The sequence below is a fragment of the Streptomyces sp. NBC_00440 genome (assembly GCF_036014215.1).
In the GTDB taxonomy this organism is placed as follows: Bacteria; Actinomycetota; Actinomycetes; order Streptomycetales; family Streptomycetaceae; genus Streptomyces.
In genome coordinates, this window is record NZ_CP107921.1 from 1,020,378 (window position 1) to 1,043,588 (window position 23,211).

Here is a 23,211-nt window from a genome sequence, read left to right on the forward strand (position 1 = left end):
CGACCACATCAGGAGCTGAGGGCTCCGGCACACTTCAGGGTGTGCCGGAGCCCTCAGCTCTTTGCATGGGGGGCGCGCGGCCCGCAGCTCCTGGTATGTCCTGCGGGGCGGCGTCAGGGCGTCAGCGGCGGGCGGGGGCCCTCGTCGTCCCGGTGGGAGCCGGGGCGGTCGTCGTTCTTGATGACCTCGCCCTGGACGACCTTGCCGTCCGGGCGGTGCATCCGCGCCTGCTGGAAGGCGTCGCCGACGGTGCCCGGCGCCGCCCTGCCCATCCGGCGCTCCAGGGTCCGCTCGGTGTACCGGCTCAGCGCCGACCGCAGGGGCGGCACCAGCAGCAGGAGCCCCACCGCATCGGTGATCAGCCCGGGGAGCATGATCAGCAGCCCCGAGAGCATCAGGAAGCCGTTCCCGCCCTCGCGCTCCTGCGCCGGCGGCGCTCCCGACTGCTGCCGCTGGACCGTCTCCGTCAGATTGCGGAAGGCCCGCCGCCCGGCCCGCTTGACGACGGCGGCGCCGAGCACCAGACCGCCGACGAGCAGGAAGAGCACGGTGAGCCCGCCCACCGCGTCGGCCACCAGGAGCAGCAGCCAGATCTCAAGGACCACCCAGACGGCGATGCCCAGCGGTACGAAGGTGCGCGCCCGGGAGCGCTTGGGAGCGGTCGGGGGCCGTGTGCCGGTCGTCATGCTCCCAGTGTGCCTGCAGGCGCGCACGGATGACGTGCTGGGGAGCTCAGGAAGGCTCCCGCCCCAGCAGGCGGGAGGCCCGCGAGCCGACCCCCCAGGCCGTCACCCGCCACAGCGCCTCCACGACGATGTCCTTGCTCATCTTGGAGTCGCCGATCTCGCGCTCGACGAAGGTGATCGGGACCTCCACGACATGGCAGCCCGCCTCGACGGCCCGCCGGGCGAGGTCCACCTGGAAGCAGTACCCCTGGGACGACACCTCGTCGAGGCCGAGTTCCTGCAGGGTCTCCTTGCGGAACGCCCGGAAACCACCGGTGACATCGCGGATCGGTACGCCGAGCAGCAGCCGCGAGTACGTACTGCCGCCCCGCGAGAGCAGTTCCCGGGACTTGGGCCAGTTGACGACCCGTCCGCCCGGCATCCACCGCGAGCCGAGCACCAGGTCGGCGCCCTTCAACGCGGTGAGCAGGCGGGGAAGTTCCTCGGGCTGGTGCGAACCGTCGGCGTCCATCTCCACGAGGACGCCGTACCCGTGCTCGATGCCCCAGCGGAAGCCGGCGAGATACGCGGCGCCGAGGCCTTCCTTGCCCTTCCGGTGCAGCACCTGGACCTGCGGGTCGTCCCCCGCCAGCTCATCAACGATCTTCCCGGTGCCGTCCGGGCTGTTGTCGTCGGCGACCAGAATGTCCGCCTCCGGCACCGCGGCGCGAACCCGGGCAACGATCGGCTTGATGTTCTCGGCCTCGTTGTAGGTCGGAATGATGACCAAGGCCTTGCCGAGCGGACCGAATCGCCGCTCACCGCCGTCGTTCACTACTGCCCCTCACTGTGTGCCGAGCCATCACCCTATCCAGCGCCGGGATGGTGGAACGCAGCCGCATCGGCAGGCCCGACTCCCGAGAGGGGAGGGGAACTTCGGATCGGGGCCCGGCGTCCTTCGGGCCGACCTGGGGCCCGCTGGCTGCGGGTCGACCGAGAGCCGTTGTCTACTGAACGTCCGGGCCCCACCCGGGTCGCACCTGCCCGCGAACTCCTGAGGAGCAGGGCGGACCCCCTTCCGGCTGAAACCTCCCTCGCCCCCGAGGCGCGGGCGCTGAACCTGGCTCCCAGTGGTGGCACGCCTTCCGGTGTACCGCCCCATGACCCAGCGGCGTTCGACGACTGCGTGGAGGTTTGCCGGTCGGACGTCCTGTGGTGGACTCGGCCGAACCTACCCGCCGGCGGCCGCTTCCTGTCAATACTCGCCCGACCTGCGGTGTTCGGATGAATGACCAGGTCAGTACGGAAGAGCCGCAGGTGGCGGGAGAGACTTTCCGGCATCGATCGGCCGCACGAAATGCCGCGATGTCACTCGTTCGGCCTCACGAAGACAGTTTGTCCGAAGACCACCGTCCGCAGGCAGACCGGGAGTTCGGCGCCAGGGGTGAGGTCCGGCAGCCCCGGGGTGCCGGAGCGCGGGTCGGTCGACCAGCGGGCCACCCGGTCGTCGGGGGCCTGCACCACCAGGTCGGCGGTGCGCCAGACCGCGTAGTCGGCGGGGGCGCCGGGCACCAGGACGCCGGTGTCGTCCCGGCCGATGGACCGCCAGCCGCCGCGGGTGTGGGCGGTGAACGCGGCGCGTACGGAGATCCGGTGTCCGGGGGTCCGGTGGAAGGCCGCGGCCCGGACGTTCCCCCAGGGGTCGAGCGGGGTGACCGGGCTGTCGGAGCCGAAGGCGAGCGGCACACCGGCCCGCAGCAGGGCCGCGTACGGGTTGAGGGTGCCGGCCCGCTCGGCGCCGAGCCGCTGGGCGTACATCCCGTCGGCGCCGCCCCACGCCGCGTCGAAGGCGGGCTGCACGGAGGCGGTGAGACCCAGCTCGGCGAAGGCGGCGACGGTTTCCGGGGTGAGCATCTCGGCGTGCTCGACGCGGTGCCGGGCGGCGCGGACCCGGGCGAGGCCGAGCTTCTCCGCGGCGGCCCGCACCCCGTCGACCACCGCGGTGAGCGCGGCGTCCCCGATGGCGTGGAAGCCCGCCTGGAGCCCGGCCTCGGTGCAGGCGGTGACATGGGCGGCGATGTCGGCGGAGTCCAGGTGCGCGGTGCCGGTGTGCGCCGCGTCCGCGTACGGCTCGTGCAGGCAGGCGGTGTGCGAGCCGAGCGAGCCGTCGGCGAAGAGGTCGCCGGCCGCGCCGACCGCGCCCAGTTCCCTGATGCGCCGGGCGTCCTTGGCGTCGGCGACACGCTCGGCCCAGTAGCCGAAGACGCGCGGCCCCTTCTCCTGTGCGGCGAGGCGGAGCAGCCCGGTGAAGTCGTCCTCGTCGGAGATGTCGGGCCCGCCGCACTCGTGGAGCGAGCCGATACCGAGCGAGGCGGCCCGCTCGCGGGCGGCGCGCTGCGCCTCGGTGCGCTGCTCCGGGGTGATCTGCGCGTGGGCCGCCGCACGCACGGCGTGGTGCGCCGCGCCGGTGAGCGGGGCGTCCGCCCGGTAGCCGGGCAGCGAGGTGACCCTCGGGACCAGATCGAGCAGGGCGCTGGAGACCACGGCCGAGTGGACGTCGACCCGGGGCAGATAGACCGGCCGGCCACCGGCCGCCTCGTCGAGCGCGGTGCGGGACAGCGGCTGCCCGTCCGGCCAGCCGGACTCGTCCCAGCCGTGGCCGAGCAGCACCCGGTCACCCGGGCGGTCCGCCGCGTGCTCCCGGACGAGCCGCAGGGCCTCCTGCGCGGTCCGCGCGGCCGACAGGTCGAGGCCGGTGAGGGCGAGTCCCGTCGATGTCGTGTGGACGTGTGCGTCGGTGAACGCCGGGGTCACCAGGGCCCCTTCGAGGTCGACGGTCTCGTCGACGCCCTTGGCGAAGGCGTCGGCCGCCCCTTCGGAGCCCACCCAGGCGACGTGCCCGCGTTCCACGACCATCGCGGTGGCGAAGGGGTCGGCGGGGCTGTGGATGTCCCCACCGCGCAGCAGTACGGTGCGGTGGTCGGCCTGGGGGGCGGTGCTCTCGGTCATGGAGAACAGTCTCCCGCCTGCGGAGCACCGGTTCGCGCAGGGGGGCACCCCGGGCGGCGGGGCGGCTCAGATCTCCGGGGGCCGTGCCTCGTACGGGGTGGAGAGCACGACGGTGGTACGGGTGGAGACCCCGGCCAGTGAGCGGATCCTGGTCAGCAGGTTCTCCAGGGCGAGCGGTGTCGGGACGCGCACCTTGAGGATGTAGTTCTCGTCGCCCGCCACGCTGTGGCAGGCCTCGATCTCGGGGACCCCGGCGAGCCGCTCGGCGATGTCGTCCGGGGCGCTCGGGTCGAAGGGCTTCACCGAGATGAACGCGGTGAGCGGCAGTCCCACGGCCTCCGGATCGACCACGGCGGCGTAACCGCGGATGACTCCGCGCTGTTCGAGACGGCGTACGCGCTGATGCACCGCCGATGTGGACAGGCCGGTGGCCTTGCCCAGGTCGGTGTAGCTCATCCGCCCGTCCTTGACGAGCAATTCCACGATGCGGCGATCCAGCTCCTCCATACGGATCAACCTATGGCCCCGGCCCTCTCCGGCACAGCTGGAGAGGGCCGGTAAGGGTCCCCTGACGCGTTCGTGTGACGAAGGCCACAGGCCTGGAGCCGTGTCCGCGGGGAACGCGCGGTTACCGCGGACACCGGGCGGGAAGTGCTTGCTGTGGTCGAGACCACAGTTATCTGGTCGGCCCACCCGAGGGGGAGAATCTCCATGCACAAGCTGAAGAGCGTCGATTCCATCGAGCCCGCGGAGCTCGCGGCCATCGAGAACGATCCAGGTCTCGCGGCCTACGACACCTATGAGATGTACCGGGTGATCTGCCCGGACTGCGCGCAGCCGATCGCCCTCCTCGCGGGCGAGGTCGCCCTGCCCGAGCACGCGCTCTGCGCAAGCCCCTGGAATCCGTTCGGGCTGACCGCGTGCGTGGGCACCGGCCGTGCGGCGTCGGACGCCAAGCCCGCCGACGAGTCCCTGGAGGCCCAGGAGCAGGACACCGCACTCCTGCTGACGCTCCCTCAGGGACTGGACTGGCGCAAGCAGCCGTTCTCGCACGTCGGCGGGCCGGGCTCACGCCCCGTCAAGGCCGCCAGGCCGGTGCGCGAAGCCGCCTGACCAGTCGTACGTTCCCTCCACCAGGGCGGTCAGAGACGCCCGGTGCAGGATCATGGCATCCGGGTCCGCGGGGACCCGGACCTCGCCGAAGTGCACCTGCCGGTAGGCGATGCGCAGCATGACGATCGCGTGCCGCAGCGCCGCGTAGAGCAGATGGAAGTCCATGTCGCGCGGTGTGTGGCCGGTGAGTTCGGCGTACCGCCGCTCGGCGTTCTCCCGGCGCAGCAGGCCGGGCAGGCCCGGCAGCCCGGACCCCTCGGTGAGGTCCTGGAAGAAGCGGTGCAGATAGACGGTCCAGCCGAGGTCCAGTTCGCAGGGGCCGTATGCGGCCATCTCCCAGTCGAGCACGGCGGCGGGCTCGAAGCCGTCGTACACGATGTTGCCGATCCGGGCGTCTCCCCAGCACAGGACGGCGGGCCCCTCGTCCCCGGGCCACAACTCCTCCAGCCGCTCGAAGGCCGCCTCGATGAGCGGTGAGGGCGGCAGACCGTCCACCACCCAGGCGTAGTAGGCCCGTTGCTCGTCCACATGGCGGCGCAGCGGACTGCCTTCCCCTGCGGGCAGCAGGAACTCCGCCTCGGTGGCGGGGAACTGCCGGTGCAGCCCCGCCAGGACGCGCAGGGTCCCCTCCTCCAGCGCGGCGCGTTCGGCGTCGGTCGCGGCGTACAGCCAATTCCCTTCGTACGTATAGGGCATGACGTCGGGCGGGACCCTGCCGTGGGCCTGTTCCATCACGAAGAACGGCGCGCCCAGCGGCCCCGGGTCCGTTTCCAGCCACAGGACGCGCGGCACCGGGATGTCGGTGTGCGCGGCGACCAGGCTCATCACCCGGTACTGCCGCTCCATGTCGTAGGCGGGGAAGACGGTGTACGCGGCGGGGTCGGCGGCCAGGCGCAGGGCGCAGGAGTCCACCGGGGCGGCGGGGCCGTCGATACCGAAGAGCAGGGTCTCGCTTGACATGCCGTTCGACGCGGGGGTCGTGAGGTCGCCGACCCGGGCGCCGGGCAGCCGGGTGCCGAGCCAGACGGCGAGCCTGCGGCCCAGTTCCTGCGGGTCTCGGGTGGTGGTGCGGGGGCGTGGTGCCGTGGTCATGGCGGTGCTCCTCGCTCGGGAAGGGGGTGCGGAGGGAGTGCGGACGCGCGGCTGCCCGCGGCGCCCGGCCGGCGTACAGCGCCGCCGGACAAGGCCGTTGGGCGTACGTTCAGGGAGCGACCGACGCGTATCCGGTGAATCCGCTGGGGTCGTGGCGGCCGAAGCTGCCGTGCTCGAAGATGCCGTGGCCGACCCGGCCGTCGAGGGTGAAGCGGGCGGCGTGGTCGGTGACGCCGTAGGCGGCGGCCGGATGGGCTGCCGGGTCGCTCATGTCGTAGCTGCGCCGGTCGGTCCAGCCGCGCCCCTGCCAAGTGCCGTGCTGCCAGTCGGTGGCCGGCGGGTAGCCCGCGCCGAGCGCCAGCGGCGACGAGCAGAGCGTTTCGGCGGTCAGCTCCATCGGCCGCCCATCCGGTCCCGTGAGGTGGATCACCGCTCGTTCGGGGTGGCGGGTGCCGGGCCGGTACTCGATCTCCGTGCGCGGCCAGCCGAGTTGGACGTCATGGCCCCCGTCGCGGACCAGCAGCGCCTCGTTCAGCGTCCGGTAGCCGTCGGCGTCCTCCTGGGCGATCACCAGGACGAAGCGGTCGTCGAAGCGGACCGGGATCCAGAGCCAGTGGAACCCTTCGGGCCGGTACTCGGCCTCGGCGCGCCCGCCCTCCTCGCCGGGGATGGGCCGCACACCCCAGCTCCGGTCGCGGGTGCCGGTCCACTCCCCCGCCCCGACCCGTATCTCCTCGCCGCCCGCGCGGATGACCCCGGAACAGCTGCCGGCCTGCACGAAGCGGCGGCCTTCGAGCATCAGCCGCTCGCCGCGCCGCTGCACATGGTGCGGTTCCCAGACAGCCGGGAAGTCCGCGGTCCACTCGATGTCGTACGAGAGCGAGTCCGGGTCGGCCGGGTCGGCCGCACAGTGCAGCGTCAGCCGTTGGAGCGGGACGTCGACGGTGATGCGCAGGGGGCCGACGGAGAGGTTCATCCGGTCGTCGGTGAGTGCGTCCGACGCGCGGACGGCGTGCAGCCGGTCGCCGGTGCGCAGGGTCGCGTACGCGTCGATCACACCCGTGTTGGGGTAGACGCCGAGTCCCACCACGAGCAGCGCCCGGCCCCGGTGGTCGAAGACATGGAAGATGCAGCGGTCATAGGCGTTACGGTCTCCCGTCGCGACGTGCTTCATCGACAACGGCACCTGATGGACGGGGTATTCGTCGAGCGCGATGGGACGGTCGTCGGTCACGGCATCCTCCTGCTGACAGGGAAGATGACGGTACGTCAGAAATGGCACGTACTGCCAGACCCGGATCGCACCGGATCCGGCCGGCCCGCGGAGTGGCGGGATCCGGCCGGCCCCGGACGGGCGGCGTGCGCACCGCCCTTGACGGCGCGAACAGACGCCCGACGGCGCGGGGCGGTGACCGCGCGCCGCCGCTCCGCGTTGACCGTGCATGACTCTTCTGCACTACGGGACCCGGACCGGGACCGGACTGCGCCGGCTCCTCCCGTCCGCCCCTCAAGAATCCCTTCCGCAGAGCGCGGAAGCGCCGATCTACCAGGCCCTGGTCAGCCAGTGGGGACGGGCCGGCCGGACCCTCCCGGGCCGCCGCGACCAGGAGTGGGCACGCCTGACCGCGACGACCGTCCAGCCGGGTCAGTTCAGCGGGACTCAGGACCCGCGAGGTGGCGGGCGATGACCATCCGCTGGATCTGATTGGTGCCCTCGACGATCTGCAGCACCTTGGCCTCCCGCATGAACCGCTCGACCGGGAAGTCCGCGGTGTAGCCGTAGCCGCCGAGCACCTGGACCGCGTCGGTGGTGGCCCGCATCGCCGCGTCCGTGCAGAAGAGTTTGGCCATGGCCGCCTGCCGCGAGAAGGGCCGCCCGGCGTCCCGCAGCCGGGCGGCCGCGAGATAGAGGGACCGGCCCGCCTCGATCTGGGTGGCCATGTCGGCGAGCATGAAGCGCAGCCCCTGGAAGTCCGCGATGGGGTGGCCGAACTGCTGCCGCTCCGTGGCGTACCGCACCGCCTCGTCCAGCGCGGCCTGGGCGACGCCGATGGCGCAGGCGGCGATCCCCAGCCGCCCGGAGTCGAGCGCGGAGAGGGCGATGGCGAAGCCCTGGCCCTCCTCCCCGATCAGCCGGTCGCCCGACACCCGTACGGCGTCGAAGTGCAGCTGGGCGGTGGGCGAGCCCTTCATCCCCATCTTCTTCTCGGGGACGGCGGCGGACAGCCCCGCGGCGTCGCCCGGCACCAGGAACGCCGAGATCCCGCGCGCCCCCTCGCCGCCGGTGCGCGCCAGCACCGTGCAGAAATCGGCGATCCCGCCGTGTGTGATCCACGCCTTGGTGCCGGTGATGACCCAGTCGTCGCCGTCCCGCACGGCCTTCGTGCGGAGCGACGCGGCGTCCGAGCCCGAGGCGGGTTCGGAGAGGCAGTACGCCCCGAGCAGTCCCCCGCCGAGCATCGCGGGCAGCTGCGCGGACCGCTGCTCCTTGCTGCCGTATCCGGCGAGGGCGTGGCAGGCGAGCGAGTGGACGCTGACGCCGAGGCCGACGGTGAGCCGCGCCGCCGCCAGCTCTTCGAGCACCTGGAGGTAGACCTCGTACGGCTGGTCACCGCCGCCGTACGCGGAGTCGTAGGGGAGGCCGAGCAGTCCGGCATCCGAGAGCAGGGTGAAGACCTCGCGGGGGAACCGGCCGGCTTCCTCCTCGGCGGCCGCACCGGGCACGATCTCCCGCTGGACGATGTCGCGCACCAGCGCGAGCAGGTCCCGGGACTCCTCGGTGGGCAACTGACGGTCCACCAACTGCGGGGCGCGGTCGGACATGGCGACGCTCTCCTCCCTGTCGGGCGCTGCGGCGTACGCGTGGCCAGGGTGTGGCAACGCCGCCGGATCTCGCCTTCAGCCGATGCTGCCCTCCCGGATCGCGGAAGAGGCTGACCAGAGGCTGTGGCGGCTTGAGTATGCCCGATCGGCGGACTTCCGTCACGGGGCGGAAATTGGTCCGAACCATTGACCGCACTGGTCTAGTCCTTCTATCTTCCCGCTATCGGCTTTCCGCGTTCATGCCAAACACATGCACCAGACAGCTCCCCCCACCTTCCGTCCCCCTCCCCCACGAGGAGACAGCATGTTCGGACGATTCCACCCAAGGGCCCGGGTCCGGTCCCTGCTCGCCGCCGCCTGTACGGCAGCCCTCGGCGTCTCCCTGCTCGCGGGCGCCGGCACGGCGTCCGCCGGCGAGCACCGTGCCGGGACGGCCACCAGGACGGCCGCGAGTACCGAGGCGGGCACCGCGGCGGCCGCGGGCAGCAAGGTCGTCGGGTACTTCGCAGACTGGGACGTCTACCAGCGCAACTACCAGGTCAAGAACATCCAGACCTCGGGTTCGGCGGACAAACTCACCCACATCAACTACGCGTTCGGCAACGTCACCGGCGGCAAGTGCGCCATCGGCGACGCCTACGCCGATTACCAGAAGACGTACGACGCGTCCTCCAGCGTGGACGGCACCGCCGACACCTGGGACCAGCCGGTGGCGGGCAACTTCAACCAGCTGCGCGAGCTGAAGAAGCTGCACCCCAACCTCAAGATCCTCTGGTCCTTCGGCGGCTGGACCTGGTCCGGCGGCTTCGGTGAGGCCGCGAAGGACCCCGCCGCCTTCGCGCAGTCCTGCTACGACCTGGTCAAGGACTCGCGGTGGGCGGATGTCTTCGACGGCATCGACATCGACTGGGAGTACCCGAACAACTGCGGCCTCTCCTGCGACACCAGCGGAACGGAGGCCTTCAAGAACGTGATGGCCGCGCTGCGCGCCAAGTTCGGCTCGTCGTCGCTGGTCACCGCGGCGATCACGGCCGACGCCTCGGACGGCGGCAAGATGGACTCCGCCGACTACGCGGGGGCCGCGCAGTACGTCGACTGGTACAACCCGATGACGTACGACTACTTCGGGGCCTGGGACGCACAGGGGCCGACCGCCCCGCACTCCCCGCTCACCTCCTACACCGGCATCCCGAAGGCCGGCTTCAACACCGACGCCACGATCACCAAGCTCAAGGGCCTGGGCGTGCCCGCGGACAAACTGCTGCTGGGTATCGGCTTCTACGGCCGCGGCTGGACCGGCGTGACCCAGGACGCCCCCGGCGGCACCGCGACCGGCCCGGCCCCCGGCACGTACGAGCAGGGGATCGAGGACTACAAGGTCCTCAAGACCAGCTGCCCGGCCACCGGGACCGTCGCCGGGACCGCGTACGCCAAGTGCGGCTCGAACTGGTGGAGTTACGACACCCCGGCCACCATCGCGGGGAAGATGGCCTACAAGAACCAGCAGGGCCTCGGCGGCACCTTCCTCTGGGAGCTGAGCGGCGACACCTCCAACGGTGAACTGATCCACGCCGTCAGCTAGCTCCTCTCCGCATGAGGGGGTGGAGGCCGGCCGGCCTCCACCCCCTGAGCGCGTCCCCCGGCCTCACTCCGGGGGCGGCGGCGACGGGCACTCGGCGACGAACTCGCCGATGGTGTCCAGGGTGTTGCGCAGCATCCGCACCAGCAGCTCACGGATCTGCGCACGGTCGAGTTCCTGGTGGCCGAGCCAGTCGAGCGTGATGCCCTCCACGGCGCTCAGCCAGCCCAGCAGCGCGAGCCTGGCCAGGAGCGGGATGTCCCGGTGCCCGTAGGCGCCCTCCGCGATGGTGGCGATGAGTTCCTCACGGACCGCGCCGCGCAGCGCCTGCACCTGGGTGTCGAAGCCGACGCCGCCGGTCACGATGGTGCGGAAGGCCGCCCGGTTGTTCTGGGCGTAGAGCAGATAGCCCTCGACGGTGCGGTGCACGCGGTCGGCCCTGGGCAGCTCGGTCTCGCCGGCCGCGCGGGCGACCAGCTCGGCCACCGACTCCTCGACGACGGCGAGGTAGTAGCCGCGTTTGCTCTTGAAGTAGTAGTAGATGAGCCCTTTCGCGACCCCCGCGTGCCGGGCGATGTCGTCCATCGACAGTGCGTCGTACGACGTGTCGGCGAACAGTCTCCGCCCGGTGGCGATGAGGTCCGTGCGACGGAGCTGGGAACGCTCGGTCGGGGTGCGCTGATGTATGTACGGTCCGCTCTGGTTCACGTCCGGCCCTGTTCCGCCACTGCTCAGGAGGTTGCCACTGCCCTCGTAGGCCCGAAGTATGGCAGACCGCTCAGGGCCAAGTTCTTCAGGCCGTGGAGCCGTTGACCTGGGAACGGCCCGCCGGATGCGACGCCGCCGAAGGGACGGCGGCAGGTGAGGCACGGCATCAAACGACACCTCAAATGCTCTGCGCCGCGCCCCAGTTGGGTCAACGGGGAGGTAATCGCCGTGCCCTGGAGGGATCCTGTGCCGGTCCGCCGGAAGCCCTGCTGGACAGATCACCGCCGAGTACACTCCGTGACCGACGGAGGACCGTGTGGTGTCATGCGGCGCGAGGGGTGAGGACGGGGCGGTGCTGATGACGCCAGAGGCAGGAATCAAGGTCGCAGGCCGGTATCTGTTGCAGGAGACCATCGGCAAGGGCGGGATGGGCGTCGTGTGGCGGGCCTGGGACGAACGGCTGGAGCGGCAGGTCGCGGTCAAGTTCGCCCACCCGGACGACGACCGGTCCACGCAGCAGCTCATGAAGGAGGCGCGCAACGCCGGGCGGCTGCACCACGCGAACATCGTGGGGGTCTTCGACTACGACCACGACGCCGACACCTGCTGGATCGTCATGGAGTACGTGCCCGCGCAGAGCCTGGCGCAGATCGTCCACGAGCGGGGTCTGCTCCCGCCCCAGGAGGCCGGGGCGATCGGCAGCCAGATCGCGGCCGCGCTCGCGAAGTCCCACAGCGCGGGCGTGGTGCACGGCGATGTGACCCCGGAGAACATCCTGGTCACCGACGAAGGCATCGCCAGGCTCACCGACTTCGGGATCTCCCGGGCGCTGTGGAGCGAGGCCACCCGGACGACAACCGGTGTCGTACGGGGCAAGCCCCGCTATCTGGCGCCCGAGCTGGTCAGGGGGAAGCGGGGAGACGAGAAGTCCGATGTGTTCTCCCTGGGCGCGACCCTGTACGCGGCGGTCGAGGGCCAGTCGCCGTACGGGCAGGCCGAGCACCCCATGGCGTATGTGGCCCGGGCGATCGAGGGGCACCTCGAACCCGCGGTCCGGGCCGGCCTGCTCACCGGGCCACTGGCCGCGCTGCTGGAGCTGGAGCCCCGGAACCGGCCCGACGCCACCGGGGCGTACGAGCTGCTGACCCGGGCCGCCCCGCCTGCGCCGGAGATCACGGCGAAGCTGAACGACGGCCGCACTCTGCCGATCGGTCCCCTCCTGTCCGTCACACGCCGGTTGCCACGGGTCGTACGCCGTCGGCGCCGAGCGCTCGCGATCACGTCGGGGGCGCTGGTCGCGGCGGCGGCGATCGCGGCCGCCGGCCTGCACCCGTGGACCGCGGGGGAAGACAGCCGGACGCATACGGACGGTGCCAAGTCCTCGGCCACGGCCGGCGCGGGCCGGGCCGGGACCATCGGCGACGCCGCTACGGCGGCCCCCTGCGGACTGCTCGACGCGGCGTCGCTGAGCCGGTTCGGCGAGACCCGGCTCGACCCGGCCTACGGAGAGTTCAACCGCTGCGACGTCGTGGTGGAGACCGGCAACGGGGACGAACTCGCCGACCTGGAACTCGCCTTCGACAGGGCCCCGGCACAGTTCGGTGGCGACGTGCCCACCCGGCGGGTCGGCAACGTCACCGTCGGGTCGTACGCACGCGACGGGGACGAGTGCGAGCGGCACATCGCGACCGCTGACCACGAACAGGTCGTGATCGTGGCAAAGCGGCGTGCGGCGGGGGCACCCGAACCGTGCGAACTGGCCGACGCGGGCACCGACGTGGCGGTGGGTGTGCTGGACCGGGGCGCGGTTCCGCGGCGCTCCTCAACCGCCGCCGCGGCCTCCCTGGCCCGTCGCGACGCATGCTCACTGCTGGACGCGTCCGCCATCGAGAAGGCGGCCGGTGTCGAGACGCAGCACCCGGAGCGGGGCTTCGGCAACTGGCAGTGCGGGTGGTCCTCGTCCACCGGCGACGCGGGCGTGGACGTCCTGTTCAACCGGGACAACGAACTGTCGGACAACGGAAAGCCGGCACGGGTCGCCGGGCGGAAGAGCTATGTGTCCCCGGGGGAATCCGGCGACGACAGCTGTGTCGTGCGCACCCCGCACCGTACGTATACGACCGCCGTCGGCGACGACATCGTCGAGTTCGTCGAACTGACCGTATACGCACCGCAGTCGGCCGGCCGGCTCTGCGACACCGCCAAGAAGCTGTCGGCCACCGTGGTGCAGAACCTCGCCGAGCAGCTGCCGGAGAGCAAGTGACCGTGCGCCCCACGACGGCTCGCCCCGCCGACGGGCGCACCCTGCCCGCCGGTTACGGCAGTCTGGCCAGGGGCGCCTCAGGCCCCGTGCCCGGGACGCTCTACGCACTGGCGCTCACCGGCGGCATGGCACTGGGCCCGGGTGAGGGCCGTGAGGTGCTGTTCGGCCGCAACCGGCCCGATGTGCACATCTGTCTGGGCGAGGACGATGCCCGGGTGAGCCGTCACCAGGGCACGTTCACCCACCGGGGCGGGCAGTGGTGGGTACGGAACGACGGGCGGTTGCCGATCCGCTGCGCCGGGACCCGGCTGCTGTTCGGGGGCGAGGAGCCGTTTCCCCTCGCGACCGGCTACACCCCGTTGTTCGCGGGTGGTTCGCGAGGCCGCGAGCACCTGCTGGAGGTCTTCGTCACCGGTCCCGAGGACGAGCGTCCGGCACCGCGCCACGGTGACGTCACCCGGCCGCCCCGGGTGTGGCTGCTCACTGAACAGGAGAAGTTGGCCCTCATCGCGCTGGGACGCCGTTACCTGTTGCACGAGCCCCGCCCGCAGCCGCTGACGTGGAAGCAGACAGCCGCCCAGCTGGCTGAGTTGCAGCCGGGGGCGGGCTGGACCGACAAACGCGTCGAGCACCTGGTCAACGCCGTACGTCTGCGGCTGTCCCGCGACGGGGTGCCCTGGCTGACCCGCGAGGAGGTGGGCGAGCCGGTCGGCAACGCGCTCAACGACCACCTGATCCGCGCCCTGATGGTGTCGACCAGTCTCGTACCGATGGACCTGTCGCTGATCGACGCCGCCTGATGCCCCGCTGACGCCGGCCGCCGGGCCCGGGCTCCTCCTCGGGACCCCTCCCCGGGACAGCTCCTACGCTCACGCACCATGACGACCACGACCCGCCGCCCGAACGGCATCCGCAGCCGGCTCCTCCCCGGAGCCGCCCTGCTGGCGACGCTCACGGCCGCGACCGCACAGCCCCTGGCCCCGGCCTCCGCCGCAGACTCCGTGGTGTCACGATCCGTACGGCTCGTCATCACCGAAGGCGGCACCGCCGGGCACCCGGCTGTCCACCGCGGCAACGGCCGCACCGTCGACGGCATCACCGTCGAGGCCGACCACGTCGTGGTCGAGGGGTACGCCGTCGACACCCCGCAGGCCCCCGGCATCGAGATGACCGGCCACGACATCACCGTACGGAACAACACCGTGACCCGCCCGCACGGCGGCGACGGTGATGGCCTGCGCTTCTTCGGCGACGACCTGAAGATCCAGCACAACACCATCACCGGCGCCTCCAACCGGTACGGCCACGCCGACTGCATGCAGACCTTCGCCAGCGACACCCCGCCCAGCCACCACGTCCTGATCGAGGGCAACCGGTGCGAGCGGATCGACAACATGTGCCTGATGGCCGAGGGCCCCAACGACGGCGAGGGCGACGGCCGCGGCCACACGTACGACATCAGAGTCAGGAACAACTACTGCGGGACCCTGAAGGCCTCACAGACCCTGATGTTCGAGGACGTCCAGCACGCCACCGTCACCGGCAACGTCTTCGCCGCCGCCCCCGACCATGCCATCGGCCTGGCGATCCATTCCACGGGCGCCCAGGTCAGGGGCAACAAGGTCAGCTCCCGCATCCGCTACGAAGTCGGCATCGACCGGTCTTCCCTGCCGGGCTACCGGGGCCCGCGGCCGGGCGGCGCCCCCTGACCACTCGTCGCGGCAGGTGGAGGTCACCGGGGGCCGGACGGTCTCAGGCGTGCAGGACGCAGTCCACCTCCTGCCCGGACGGAAAGGTGACCCGGGGCGGTGCGACCTGCCCGCACTCGGCATGCGCCAACGGGCAGCGCGGGTGGAAACGGCAGCCCGACGGCGGGGTGATGAGGCTCGGTGGTTCCCCCTGCGACGAGGTGATGTCGAAGGCGCTGCCCGCGTCGGGGGAAAGGAGCCGCTCCGGGTCGGGAGAGGAATCCAGCAAGAGCTTCGTATAGGGGTGTTTGGGGTGCTGGATGACGTCTTCGGTGGGCCCGGACTCGACGACCTGTCCCGCGTACATCACATGAATACGGTCCGCGAGATAGCGGGCGCTGGCGATGTCGTGGGTGATGTACAGCAGGCTGAGCCCTTCCTCGTCCCGCAACCGGGCAAGGAGATTGAGCATGTCCAGGCGGATCGACACATCGAGCATCGAGATCGGCTCATCACCGATCAGGACACTCGGACGGACCGCGAGAGCGCGGGCGATCACGACGCGCTGACGCTGGCCGCCGGAGAGTTCATGGGGCAGTTTGTCGATGAATTGCCCGGCCGGTGCAAGGTTGACCTTCTCCAGGAGATCGAGGACCTGGAGCCTGCGTTCGCTCTTCGAGGCCGCCGCATGGCCGTGCAGCCGCAGTGCTCGTTCCAGGTTGTGCCGGACCCTGCGCTGCGGGTTGAGCGAGCCGAAGGGATCCTGGAAGATCATCTGCACGGCCGAGTGATAGGCCCGCGCAGCCTTGGTATCCGGTTGCACGGCAGTGCCGTTCAGCCGGATCTCCCCCGCGGTGGCACCGTGGAAAAGGGCGAGGAGCCGGGCGAGTGTGGTCTTGCCGCTGCCGCTCTCGCCCACCAGCGCGACGATCTCACCCCGGTGGAGCGTGAGATGGACATTCTCCACGGCGCGCACCACCTGGTGTCGGCCGAGGCCACGGGTGACGTCGAAGTGGCGGCTCACCCCGACCGCTTCGAGTACGGGCACCAGCCCACGGGCCTGCGCGGGAACGGCGGTCGTCACCGGTTCAACTCCTCGTGTGGGGCGGACTGTTCCGCGCGCTCGGCCACCGGCGGCGCGTCGCTCGTATGCAGATGGCAGGCAACCTGGCGGTCTCCCGCCGTTACGAGTTCGGGGGTGCGGGTGTCGCACGGTGCGAACGCCCGATCGCAGCGCGGGTGGAAGGCGCATCCCGCAGGAGGAGACAGCAGGCTCGGTGGAACGCCGGGTATTCCGGTCAGCTGCCGCTTGGGCGCGAAGAGCGGTGGGAACGAGTCCCGCAGACCACGGGTGTAGGGGTGTTGCGGGTCGGCGTAGAGAGCCTTCGCCGGGCCCTCTTCCACGATGCGTCCCGCGTACATGATCGCGATCCGGTCGGCGAGTTCGAGCAGCAGGGACAGGTCGTGGGTGACGAAGACCACGGCGAAGTCGAGCCGTTCGCGCATCCGGAGCACCTGCGACAGGATCTGGCGCTGCATCACCACGTCGACGGCCGTGGTGGGTTCGTCCATCACGATGAGGGACGGCTCGCAGGCGAGGGCGAGCGCGATCGAGGCGCGCTGGCGCATGCCGCCGGACAGCTCGTGCGGATAGGCGCGAAGGCGGTCCGCGGAGATGCCGACCAGGGCGACCAGTTCGGCTGCCCGCTCCCACGCCGCCTTCCTGCCCATCGTCGGATCGTGGGCCCGCAGGACATCGGCGAACTGCGCGCCGAGCCGCATCACCGGGTTGAGAGCGTCCATGGCGGACTGCATCACGATCGCGATCTCGCTCCACCGCAGGCGGCGCAGCACGCGCTCCGGCTGCGCCACCAGGTCCAGGGGGTCGGAGCCTTCTCGGTGCAGGAGGATCGAGCCGTTCGTGGTCACAGCCGGCATCCGCTGCAAGCGGGTCAGCGCGGTGATCAGCGTCGACTTGCCCGATCCTGACTCACCTGCGACACCGAGGATTTCGCCCCGGCGCAGATGGAAGGTCAGCTCACGGCAGGCCACGACGCCGGGGTCGGGCGCGGGCCTGACGTACTCGACGGTGAGGTCCTTCACTTCGAGCAGGAGGTCGTGCCGGCGCTGTGCGAGGTCGACCGCGCCCGTGCTGTCGGGGTGTACGGCGCCGGTCATGACGGGACCTCCTGGGTGCGCGGGGCGGCCGGTGTCGGGGCCGGCCGGGCAGCCGCCCCGGCGCGCCGGTCGACCTGGCGGACGAGGCTGCGCCGTGCTGCCTTGAGACGGGGGTTGGCGATCTCGTCGATGCCGAAGTTCACCAGACCGGCGGCCAGGCCGAGCAGGGCGATGCAAGCTCCCGGCGGCACGAACCACCACCACATTCCGCGCAGCAACGCCGACTGCTGGTTGGCCTGCTGGATCATCGTGCCCCAGCTGACCGCGTCAGGGCTTGTGATGCCGAGAAAGGCGAGCCCGGCCTCGGCGAGTACCGCCCCGACCACCGCATGCAGGAACATCGCGGAGATCCAGCCGGCCAGGTGCGGCATCGCCTCGACCCAGACCAGACGCCATCGGCGCTCACCGAGCATGCGCATCGCCATGATGAAGTCCCGCCGGCGCAGGCTCAGGGTCTGCGCCCGCAGGGTACGCGCGCCACCGGGCCAGCCGAAGAAGCCGATGAGGAGCCCGATCATCAGCACCCCGCCGCCCTGCAGATATCCGGCGACAACGAGGATCAGCGGGAAGACGGGGACGACCAGGAAGAGGTTCGTCAGAAAGTTGGCGAATCCGTCGGCGTGGCCGCCCGCGAACGTACCGATGACTCCCACCAGTACCGCGATGGCGGTGCTGATGGTCCCGGCGATCAGCCCGACCGTGATCGAGCCGCGGGTTCCGACGAGGAGCTGCGCGAGGACGTCCTCCCCACCGGTCGTCGTGCCCAGCCAGTGCGCCGTGGAGGGCGGCTGCTGGATGGCCGTGTAGTCGATGGCGTGCGGGTCCAGGCCGAGGAGTGCGTCGAGGCCGGGGCCGAAGATCGCGAACAGGCCGTACAGGCACAGGATCGCGAGGCCCGTGCGGACCTTCCAGCTGTGCAGGAAGTCCTTCATGGTTCAGCTCACCTCCCGGGTGCGCGGGTCGAGCAGGGTGTACAGGGAGTCCGCGACGAAGTTGGTGAACAGGGTCGCCAGGGTCACGAGCAGGAAAACCGCCTGCATCAGGGGGTAGTCCCGCTTGTCGATGGCGTCGAACAGCAGGAATCCGATACCGGGGTAGGAGAAGACCATCTCGGTGAGCAGGGAGCCGCCGACGACAGAACCGAGAGCCAGGGCGAAGCTGGTGAAGCTGGGCAGGATCGCGTTGCGGGCGCCGTAGCGGGTCATCACCCGCCAGGGGGACAGCCCCTTGGCGCGCCCGAGCTGGACGTAGTCCTCGCTGACTGTGGTGACCGTCATGTTGCGCATGCCCACCAGCCAGCTTCCGGCGGAGGCGAGGACGATCGTCGCCACCGGCAGAGTTCCGTAGTGCAGCACGCTCAGGACGTAGCCGATCGATCCGGGAGTCGCGTCGGGTGCGTACCCGCCGGAGAGCGGGAACCAGCGCAGCTTGAAGCCGAGGAACCACACCGCGAGCAGGGCGATCCAGAAGTACGGCACGGAGGTGGTGAACATCGCGAGCGGGGCCATCACCGAGTCGGCGAGGCGCCCGGGCCGCCATCCGGCGACGACGCCGAGGACGATCCCGATGACGAAGGCGAGGACTGTGGAGATCCCGGCCAGCATCAGGGTCCAGGGAAGGCCCGTCATGATCAGGTCGGAGACGGGCACGGGGAACCGGCTCACGGAGACGCCGAGGTTCAGATGCGCGAGGTTGCCGAGGTAGTCGGCGTACTGCTGGAACAGGTTCGCTTTCGGGTCGCCGAACAGGGCCCGGATGTTGTCGATGGCCCCCGGCGGCAGCGGCTCTCCCCCGGAGGTCTTCTGGAACTGGCGGAGAATTACCTCCGCGGGGTCGCCGGGCATCAGGCGCGGAATGAGGAAGTTCGCGGTGATCGCGGCCCAGGCGGCGACCAGGTAGAAGCCGAGTCGTCTGCGCAGCGGCCGCCACCGGCCGGAGAAACGGTGGCGCCGGGGCGCTGCGGCCGGAGCAGGAGGGGTCCCGGCCGCGGCGGAGGGGGCAGCGGAGGGGTTCTCCTCCGCGGTGCATTCGGTCATGGCGCGGTCCTTGTTCCTATTCGGCCGGCTTGAGGTGCTGGAGGGTCAGGGTGAAGTCCGGTCCGTTGATGAAGTGCGGGACGTAGTTGTCGACGCCGGGCTTGGGCCAGCCCTTCCAGCGGCTGGTGTTGATGTCCAGGAACCACACGCTCTGGAACAGCGGGCGCAGGGGCACCTGATCGGCGACGATCTTCTCCAGCTCGGCCGAGATCTCCTTGATCCGTGCCGGGTCGTCCGTCTCGCTCAGCCGGTGGAGGAGACGGTCGGTCTGCGGGTCCTTCCAGCGTTCGGTGTTGTCGAAGTTGGAGTTCTTGCCGATCGGCTGGGCGTACGAGCTGTCGAGCATGGCGGAGTAGGAGTTGAAGACCCCGGTGCCGCTCCCCGCATAGTTGAAGGCCATGCCGTAGTCGCCCTCGTTGACCTCGGGGTCGAAGCTGGAGGACTGCACCGGCAGCACCTTGACGTTCAGGCCGAGGGCCTGCTTCGCCTGGTCCGCGAAGCCGCGCGCGTACGCCTGCCAGTTGGCGTACTCCTGGATGATCTTCAGTTCCAGGGGATAGGACTTGCCGCCCTTGACGAGCTCGCCCTTCCTGACCGTGTAGCCACCGGCCTTGAGTTCCCTCTTGGCCAGCGCGATGTCCTGCCGGTTGACCTTGCCGCGGTACTCGCGGGCGATGACGTCGCCGTAGGCCTGCTCGTCGAGCCCGGTGATGTTCGCGGGTGCCTGGCCGGTGTCGTTGAGCGACAGCATCTTCCGGGCATCCACCGCCGCGGACAGGGCGCGCCGCACATGGACGTTGTTGTAAGGGGCGACGGCGTTGTTGAAGTACAGCGCCGTGCTGCCGCCCGTCGCGTACACCGCGTAGACGTTCGTCTTCGGGTCCCTCGCCACGAAGTCCTTGTCGGCGCCGGCCCATGCGGTCGTGGCCAGGTCGAGTTCGCCGGTGAGCATCTTGGGCTTGGTCGCGTCGCCGAGGACCGCCGGGATCTTGATGGCCGGTACGGCCACCCGGGCACCCCAGTAGTCGTCGCGGGCCTTGTAGGTGACCTGCTGGCTGTTGAAGTCGGCGAGGGTGTACGGCCCGGTACCGACCGGATTGTTGTTGGTCCAGGTCTTGAGGTCCTTGTGGGCCCACTGGTGCCGCGGAACGATGTCCAGACTGCCGGTCCCGAAGCTGCTGAGCTCGGAGTAGGCCGCGTGGTCCCAGGTGACCTTGACGGTCGAACCGTCCACCTTGGTCACCTTCTTGTAGGTGACGCCGGCGCGGTTGAGTTCGGGGTGCTCCAGCATGAGGCGCAGTGTGTAGACGACGTCGTCGGCGGTGAACTTCCTGCCGTCCGACCAGGCGACATCGGTGCGCAGGTGGAAGGTGAGTTCGGTGCCCTTGCTGTTCCAGTCGAAGGACTTGGCCAGCCAGGGGTCCGCCTTCGCGCCATGGGTGTAGTCGACGCGCACCAACGGTTCGAAGAGCAGTCGCAGCGCGGGGCTCTTGTCGCTGGCGGGTGAGTAGATGTTGAAGTTGCGGGCCCAGGTCGTGGCGGCATCGGCGGCCATGGTCAGCGACGCAGCACCGTTGCCGCCCGTGCCCCCGCTGATGTCAGTGGTCCCGCCGGTGCAGGCCCCGAGGCTTGCCACGAGGCAGACGGCCACCGCGAGGGTGTTCAGCCTGCGCCGACCGTTTCCGATGGACAACACGATGTCCTCCTTGCGATACGGGAATGACGGGCACCCGGGCCACGGCGTCGGGGAGACGGAGCGGAACGGCAGCGGCGGCAACTCGTCCGGGCTGCGCCACTGCGCGGGTGAGCAGTGCCCGGACTGTACGAGATCGCTTCGGAACTCGGCCAGAAACTTGCTTCAACCGTTCAACATCGATCATCCGGAGGATGATCAAAGCCGCCGCACGCTCGGGCCGTTGGGTCGTTCGTCCGCTGGGCGACGACCGTTCAACGGGCGACGACGACCGAACGCTCGCCGGGAGTCAGGCGCGCGTACCGCACCGGCCCCTCCAGTACCCGTCCCCCCAACTGGGGCGAGCGCGCGGGTACCGGCCCCAGGGCGACGAGGACCCGGGTCCCGTCGGGGAACCGTGCAGTGACCGTGGTTCCGTCGATCCGGCACCGCACGTCGGGGATTTGCGCCGGCGCGCCCTGTCCGGTGAGCCCCACCAGGGCCACATGCAGCGTGCGGCGTTCGGCGCGCTCGGTGGTGGTGTACGGGAACGCGGTTTTCGCTCCGAACGCGCTCGTGGTTCCGTCGTTCGCAAGCCGTACCTGGCCATGGCCGTGCAGAGCGACGAAGTTACTGGTGAGCCCCGCGGCGGTGACGGCCGAAGACCGGTCCCCGCCGACCGGTTGCGGTACGAGCGTTTCCCCGGCGACCTGCCACCCGCTCTCGTAGAGCGGCAGGCCGGGAGGAGCGTCCACGAGATGGACTCGCAGTTCGTACGCGCCCCACACCACGCTCGCCGTCTCGATACGGGCGTCCGCCACACCGGCGGGGCCCTGTCCGTCCGGCGCGGCCGGCCAGCGCGGACGGTGCCACGACGCGGCGTGGCGGTCGACGACGCGCAGCCGGTGGATGCGGTGGCGCTGGGACAGCCCCCACTCGCTGTCCAGCAGACCGACGTGGTTGTCCGCGTGCTGCTGCCCGGGTTCCGGATGGGCGGGGCCGGTGACTGTCGAGTACGCCAGACGCGCGTAGTGAGGGTCGGCGGCGGCGCCGGGCAGGAGCCGGTTGTCGCTGCCGTGGTTGAACAGCCGGACGACTCCGTCGGCTCGTGTGGCCGAGAGGACGAAGCCGGGCGCCGGCAGGGACCTGACCTGGTCGGCGCGCTCGACGGGGAGCGGTTCCTCCACCGCGGTCCAGCACGGATGATCCGCCGGCAGCAACAGGCCGAGGAAGCCCTTGGACAACCAGTACGGCGAGCCCGGCCCCGAGTAGCCCTGCACCAGCGGCGGGAACTCCCCGTACCAGCCCAGCGTGGCGATCCCCTGGCTGTCGCGGAAGCCGCGGTCGGTGAAGTGCCGCAACGCGCCGCTGGCCAGCCGTCTGGTCTGGCCCGGAGTGAGCGGTGTGGCGTCGGCCAGCGCACCGACCCAGGGGGCCGCTGCGGCGGCGAACCGGTAGATCAGGGAGCGCCCTTGGTGCACCGGCGCACCATCGGCACCGAAGAACAGCGTGAAGTCGCCCAGGAACCGTCTCAGCCGCTCTCGCAGGACAGGCAGTCGTGCCTCGCCGCGCTCCCCGGCCATCAAGGCCCACAGCACGGGATACGTGTGCATGGCCCAGCCGCAGTAGTGGTCGAAGCAGTCGGCTCTCCGGGCATCGCCGCCGTCGCGGTACCACCCGTCTCCGACGTAGAACTCCTCGATCCTGGCGAGGTCGGTGTCCATCTCGGCGCGGTCGTGCGCCCCGCCGACGCTCGCCAGGAACTCGCCGACGATCACCCGGAACATGTGCCAGTTGTTGTCCGGGATGCCCAGCCCCCAGGCACCCTGGAACCACGCGACGATCCGCTCCCGCACTGCGGAGGGCAGTTGGTCCCACAGCCACGGCCTGGTCAGGTGCAGACCGAGCGCGAGCGAGCACGCCTCCACGAGTGTCTGACGGCAGTCCTGCGCCAGTCTCGGCCACGCCTCGGGATGAGCGGGGTCGGTACCTGCCGCGAAACCGTCGGCGTACGACTGGAGCAGCCCGGCCGGTGCCTCTCCCGCACTGCCCGCCACGCGGAAGGCGAACAGCAGGAAGGTCCGTGCGAAACCCTCCAGCTGGTCCGAGTCCCGACCCGAGGACGAGGCACGGCCCGGCAGGACGATGCGCGCGCCCGACGGAGTGGCGAACCGGTGTGCGTCCACGAGGAGTTGGTCCGCGAGTGCCAGCCAGTGGGCCCGCCCGAACCCGGTGTACGGGGAGAGTTCCCGCACCTCGGGGGGCAAGGGCTGGTGCGACAGGTTCATGCGCGGCACCTCGATTTCGTTCTGAGTCGCGGCGGTACGGAAATGATCGCCAGCATGACCGTTCGGTCAAGGAGGTGGCAATAAGTCGAAGGGAAAC

The 23,211-nt window shown here is 70.7% G+C and carries 19 protein-coding genes; 5 read left to right on the top strand and 14 right to left on the bottom strand.

What is annotated here, in order from left to right; all coding sequences use genetic code 11:
- Positions 1-113: 113 nt before the first annotated feature.
- From fxsA to OHB13_RS04565, 4 genes are all read right to left on the bottom strand, one after another.
- On the bottom strand, positions 114-686 hold the full coding sequence (gene fxsA / locus OHB13_RS04550) for an FxsA family membrane protein (protein ID WP_328375810.1): 573 nt from the start codon (positions 684-686) through the stop codon (positions 114-116).
- Positions 687-732: 46 nt separating this feature from the next.
- On the bottom strand, positions 733-1,500 hold the full coding sequence (locus OHB13_RS04555) for a polyprenol monophosphomannose synthase (RefSeq protein WP_266859089.1): 768 nt from the start codon (positions 1,498-1,500) through the stop codon (positions 733-735).
- Between the two features lie 533 nt (positions 1,501-2,033).
- On the bottom strand, positions 2,034-3,674 hold the full coding sequence (locus tag OHB13_RS04560) for an amidohydrolase (RefSeq protein ID WP_328375811.1): 1,641 nt from the start codon (positions 3,672-3,674) through the stop codon (positions 2,034-2,036).
- 66 nt (positions 3,675-3,740) lie between these two features.
- Positions 3,741-4,181, bottom strand: a complete 441-nt coding sequence (locus OHB13_RS04565; RefSeq protein WP_164266613.1) for an Lrp/AsnC family transcriptional regulator — start codon at positions 4,179-4,181, stop codon at positions 3,741-3,743.
- Positions 4,182-4,385: 204 nt separating this feature from the next.
- On the opposite strand from OHB13_RS04565, the gene OHB13_RS04570 reads away from it, so the two are divergent.
- Positions 4,386-4,787: a hypothetical protein gene (locus tag OHB13_RS04570; RefSeq protein ID WP_328375812.1), complete on the top strand. Its 402-nt coding sequence runs from the start codon at positions 4,386-4,388 to the stop codon at positions 4,785-4,787.
- Here the strand turns inward: OHB13_RS04570 and OHB13_RS04575 are convergent.
- The 3 genes from OHB13_RS04575 to OHB13_RS04585 form a co-directional block, all read right to left on the bottom strand.
- Positions 4,743-5,879: a phosphotransferase family protein gene (locus OHB13_RS04575; protein WP_328375814.1), complete on the bottom strand. Its 1,137-nt coding sequence runs from the start codon at positions 5,877-5,879 to the stop codon at positions 4,743-4,745. The genes OHB13_RS04570 and OHB13_RS04575 overlap by 45 nt on opposite strands.
- Before the next feature lie 109 nt (positions 5,880-5,988).
- On the bottom strand, positions 5,989-7,113 hold the full coding sequence (locus tag OHB13_RS04580; RefSeq protein ID WP_406348910.1) for a hypothetical protein: 1,125 nt from the start codon (positions 7,111-7,113) through the stop codon (positions 5,989-5,991).
- A gap of 416 nt (positions 7,114-7,529) precedes the next feature.
- Positions 7,530-8,702, bottom strand: a complete 1,173-nt coding sequence (locus tag OHB13_RS04585; protein ID WP_266859080.1) for an acyl-CoA dehydrogenase family protein — start codon at positions 8,700-8,702, stop codon at positions 7,530-7,532.
- Between the two features lie 304 nt (positions 8,703-9,006).
- Here OHB13_RS04585 and OHB13_RS04590 point away from each other — a divergent pair, with 304 nt between their 5' ends.
- Entirely contained in the window at positions 9,007-10,284 is a 1,278-nt protein-coding gene (locus tag OHB13_RS04590) for a glycoside hydrolase family 18 protein (RefSeq protein ID WP_328375816.1), read from the top strand.
- A gap of 63 nt (positions 10,285-10,347) precedes the next feature.
- Here the strand turns inward: OHB13_RS04590 and OHB13_RS04595 are convergent, their stop codons facing one another.
- Positions 10,348-10,989: a TetR/AcrR family transcriptional regulator gene (locus OHB13_RS04595; protein ID WP_328375818.1), complete on the bottom strand. Its 642-nt coding sequence runs from the start codon at positions 10,987-10,989 to the stop codon at positions 10,348-10,350.
- A gap of 358 nt (positions 10,990-11,347) precedes the next feature.
- On the opposite strand from OHB13_RS04595, the gene OHB13_RS04600 reads away from it, so the two are divergent.
- The 3 genes from OHB13_RS04600 to OHB13_RS04610 all read left to right on the top strand — a co-directional run bounded on the left by OHB13_RS04600 (position 11,348) and on the right by OHB13_RS04610 (position 14,961).
- Positions 11,348-13,252 carry a serine/threonine-protein kinase gene (locus tag OHB13_RS04600; protein ID WP_328380212.1) on the top strand — a complete coding sequence of 635 codons (1,905 nt, stop codon included), beginning with the start codon at positions 11,348-11,350 and terminating at the stop codon, positions 13,250-13,252.
- A complete protein-coding gene (locus OHB13_RS04605) occupies positions 13,249-14,052 on the top strand; it encodes an FHA domain-containing protein (protein ID WP_328375820.1) in 804 nt (267 codons plus the stop codon). Before OHB13_RS04600 ends, OHB13_RS04605 begins: the two co-directional genes overlap by 4 nt.
- Before the next feature lie 78 nt (positions 14,053-14,130).
- Positions 14,131-14,961 (top strand): right-handed parallel beta-helix repeat-containing protein, encoded by an 831-nt coding sequence (locus OHB13_RS04610; protein ID WP_328375821.1) that lies wholly within the window; start codon positions 14,131-14,133, stop codon positions 14,959-14,961.
- A 43-nt stretch (positions 14,962-15,004) separates the two neighbouring features.
- Here OHB13_RS04610 and OHB13_RS04615 read toward each other — a convergent pair whose 3' ends face one another.
- The 6 genes from OHB13_RS04615 to OHB13_RS04640 all read right to left on the bottom strand — a co-directional run bounded on the left by OHB13_RS04615 (position 15,005) and on the right by OHB13_RS04640 (position 23,114).
- Positions 15,005-16,024, bottom strand: a complete 1,020-nt coding sequence (locus tag OHB13_RS04615; protein WP_328375822.1) for an ABC transporter ATP-binding protein — start codon at positions 16,022-16,024, stop codon at positions 15,005-15,007.
- Positions 16,021-17,118 carry an ABC transporter ATP-binding protein gene (locus OHB13_RS04620; protein ID WP_328375825.1) on the bottom strand — a complete coding sequence of 366 codons (1,098 nt, stop codon included), beginning with the start codon at positions 17,116-17,118 and terminating at the stop codon, positions 16,021-16,023. Before OHB13_RS04620 ends, OHB13_RS04615 begins: the two co-directional genes overlap by 4 nt.
- On the bottom strand, positions 17,115-18,050 hold the full coding sequence (locus OHB13_RS04625; RefSeq protein ID WP_328375827.1) for an ABC transporter permease: 936 nt from the start codon (positions 18,048-18,050) through the stop codon (positions 17,115-17,117). Before OHB13_RS04625 ends, OHB13_RS04620 begins: the two co-directional genes overlap by 4 nt.
- A gap of 3 nt (positions 18,051-18,053) precedes the next feature.
- The gene (locus OHB13_RS04630; RefSeq protein WP_328375829.1) at positions 18,054-19,154 is read right to left on the bottom strand and encodes an ABC transporter permease; all 1,101 of its coding nucleotides are present in this window, start codon (positions 19,152-19,154) and stop codon (positions 18,054-18,056) included.
- A gap of 16 nt (positions 19,155-19,170) precedes the next feature.
- Positions 19,171-20,850, bottom strand: a complete 1,680-nt coding sequence (locus OHB13_RS04635; protein ID WP_328375831.1) for an ABC transporter substrate-binding protein — start codon at positions 20,848-20,850, stop codon at positions 19,171-19,173.
- A 251-nt stretch (positions 20,851-21,101) separates the two neighbouring features.
- The gene (locus tag OHB13_RS04640) at positions 21,102-23,114 is read right to left on the bottom strand and encodes a DUF2264 domain-containing protein (RefSeq protein WP_328375833.1); all 2,013 of its coding nucleotides are present in this window, start codon (positions 23,112-23,114) and stop codon (positions 21,102-21,104) included.
- Between the last annotated feature and the right edge of the window lie 97 nt (positions 23,115-23,211).

Excerpts from the sequence above, each read along its gene's own strand:
- fxsA (WP_328375810.1), bottom strand. The coding sequence starts at position 686 with ATGACGACCGGCACACGGCCCCCGACCGCTCCCAAGCGCTCCCGGGCG.
- OHB13_RS04560 (WP_328375811.1), bottom strand. The coding sequence starts at position 3,674 with ATGACCGAGAGCACCGCCCCCCAGGCCGACCACCGCACCGTACTGCTG.
- OHB13_RS04565 (WP_164266613.1), bottom strand. The coding sequence starts at position 4,181 with ATGGAGGAGCTGGATCGCCGCATCGTGGAATTGCTCGTCAAGGACGGG.
- OHB13_RS04570 (WP_328375812.1), top strand. The coding sequence starts at position 4,386 with ATGCACAAGCTGAAGAGCGTCGATTCCATCGAGCCCGCGGAGCTCGCG.
- OHB13_RS04575 (WP_328375814.1), bottom strand. The coding sequence starts at position 5,879 with ATGACCACGGCACCACGCCCCCGCACCACCACCCGAGACCCGCAGGAA.
- OHB13_RS04585 (WP_266859080.1), bottom strand. The coding sequence starts at position 8,702 with ATGTCCGACCGCGCCCCGCAGTTGGTGGACCGTCAGTTGCCCACCGAG.
- OHB13_RS04590 (WP_328375816.1), top strand. The coding sequence starts at position 9,007 with ATGTTCGGACGATTCCACCCAAGGGCCCGGGTCCGGTCCCTGCTCGCC.
- OHB13_RS04600 (WP_328380212.1), top strand. The coding sequence starts at position 11,348 with ATGACGCCAGAGGCAGGAATCAAGGTCGCAGGCCGGTATCTGTTGCAG.
- OHB13_RS04610 (WP_328375821.1), top strand. The coding sequence starts at position 14,131 with ATGACGACCACGACCCGCCGCCCGAACGGCATCCGCAGCCGGCTCCTC.
- OHB13_RS04620 (WP_328375825.1), bottom strand. The coding sequence starts at position 17,118 with ATGACCGGCGCCGTACACCCCGACAGCACGGGCGCGGTCGACCTCGCA.
- OHB13_RS04625 (WP_328375827.1), bottom strand. The coding sequence starts at position 18,050 with ATGAAGGACTTCCTGCACAGCTGGAAGGTCCGCACGGGCCTCGCGATC.
- OHB13_RS04630 (WP_328375829.1), bottom strand. The coding sequence starts at position 19,154 with ATGACCGAATGCACCGCGGAGGAGAACCCCTCCGCTGCCCCCTCCGCC.
- OHB13_RS04640 (WP_328375833.1), bottom strand. The coding sequence starts at position 23,114 with ATGAACCTGTCGCACCAGCCCTTGCCCCCCGAGGTGCGGGAACTCTCC.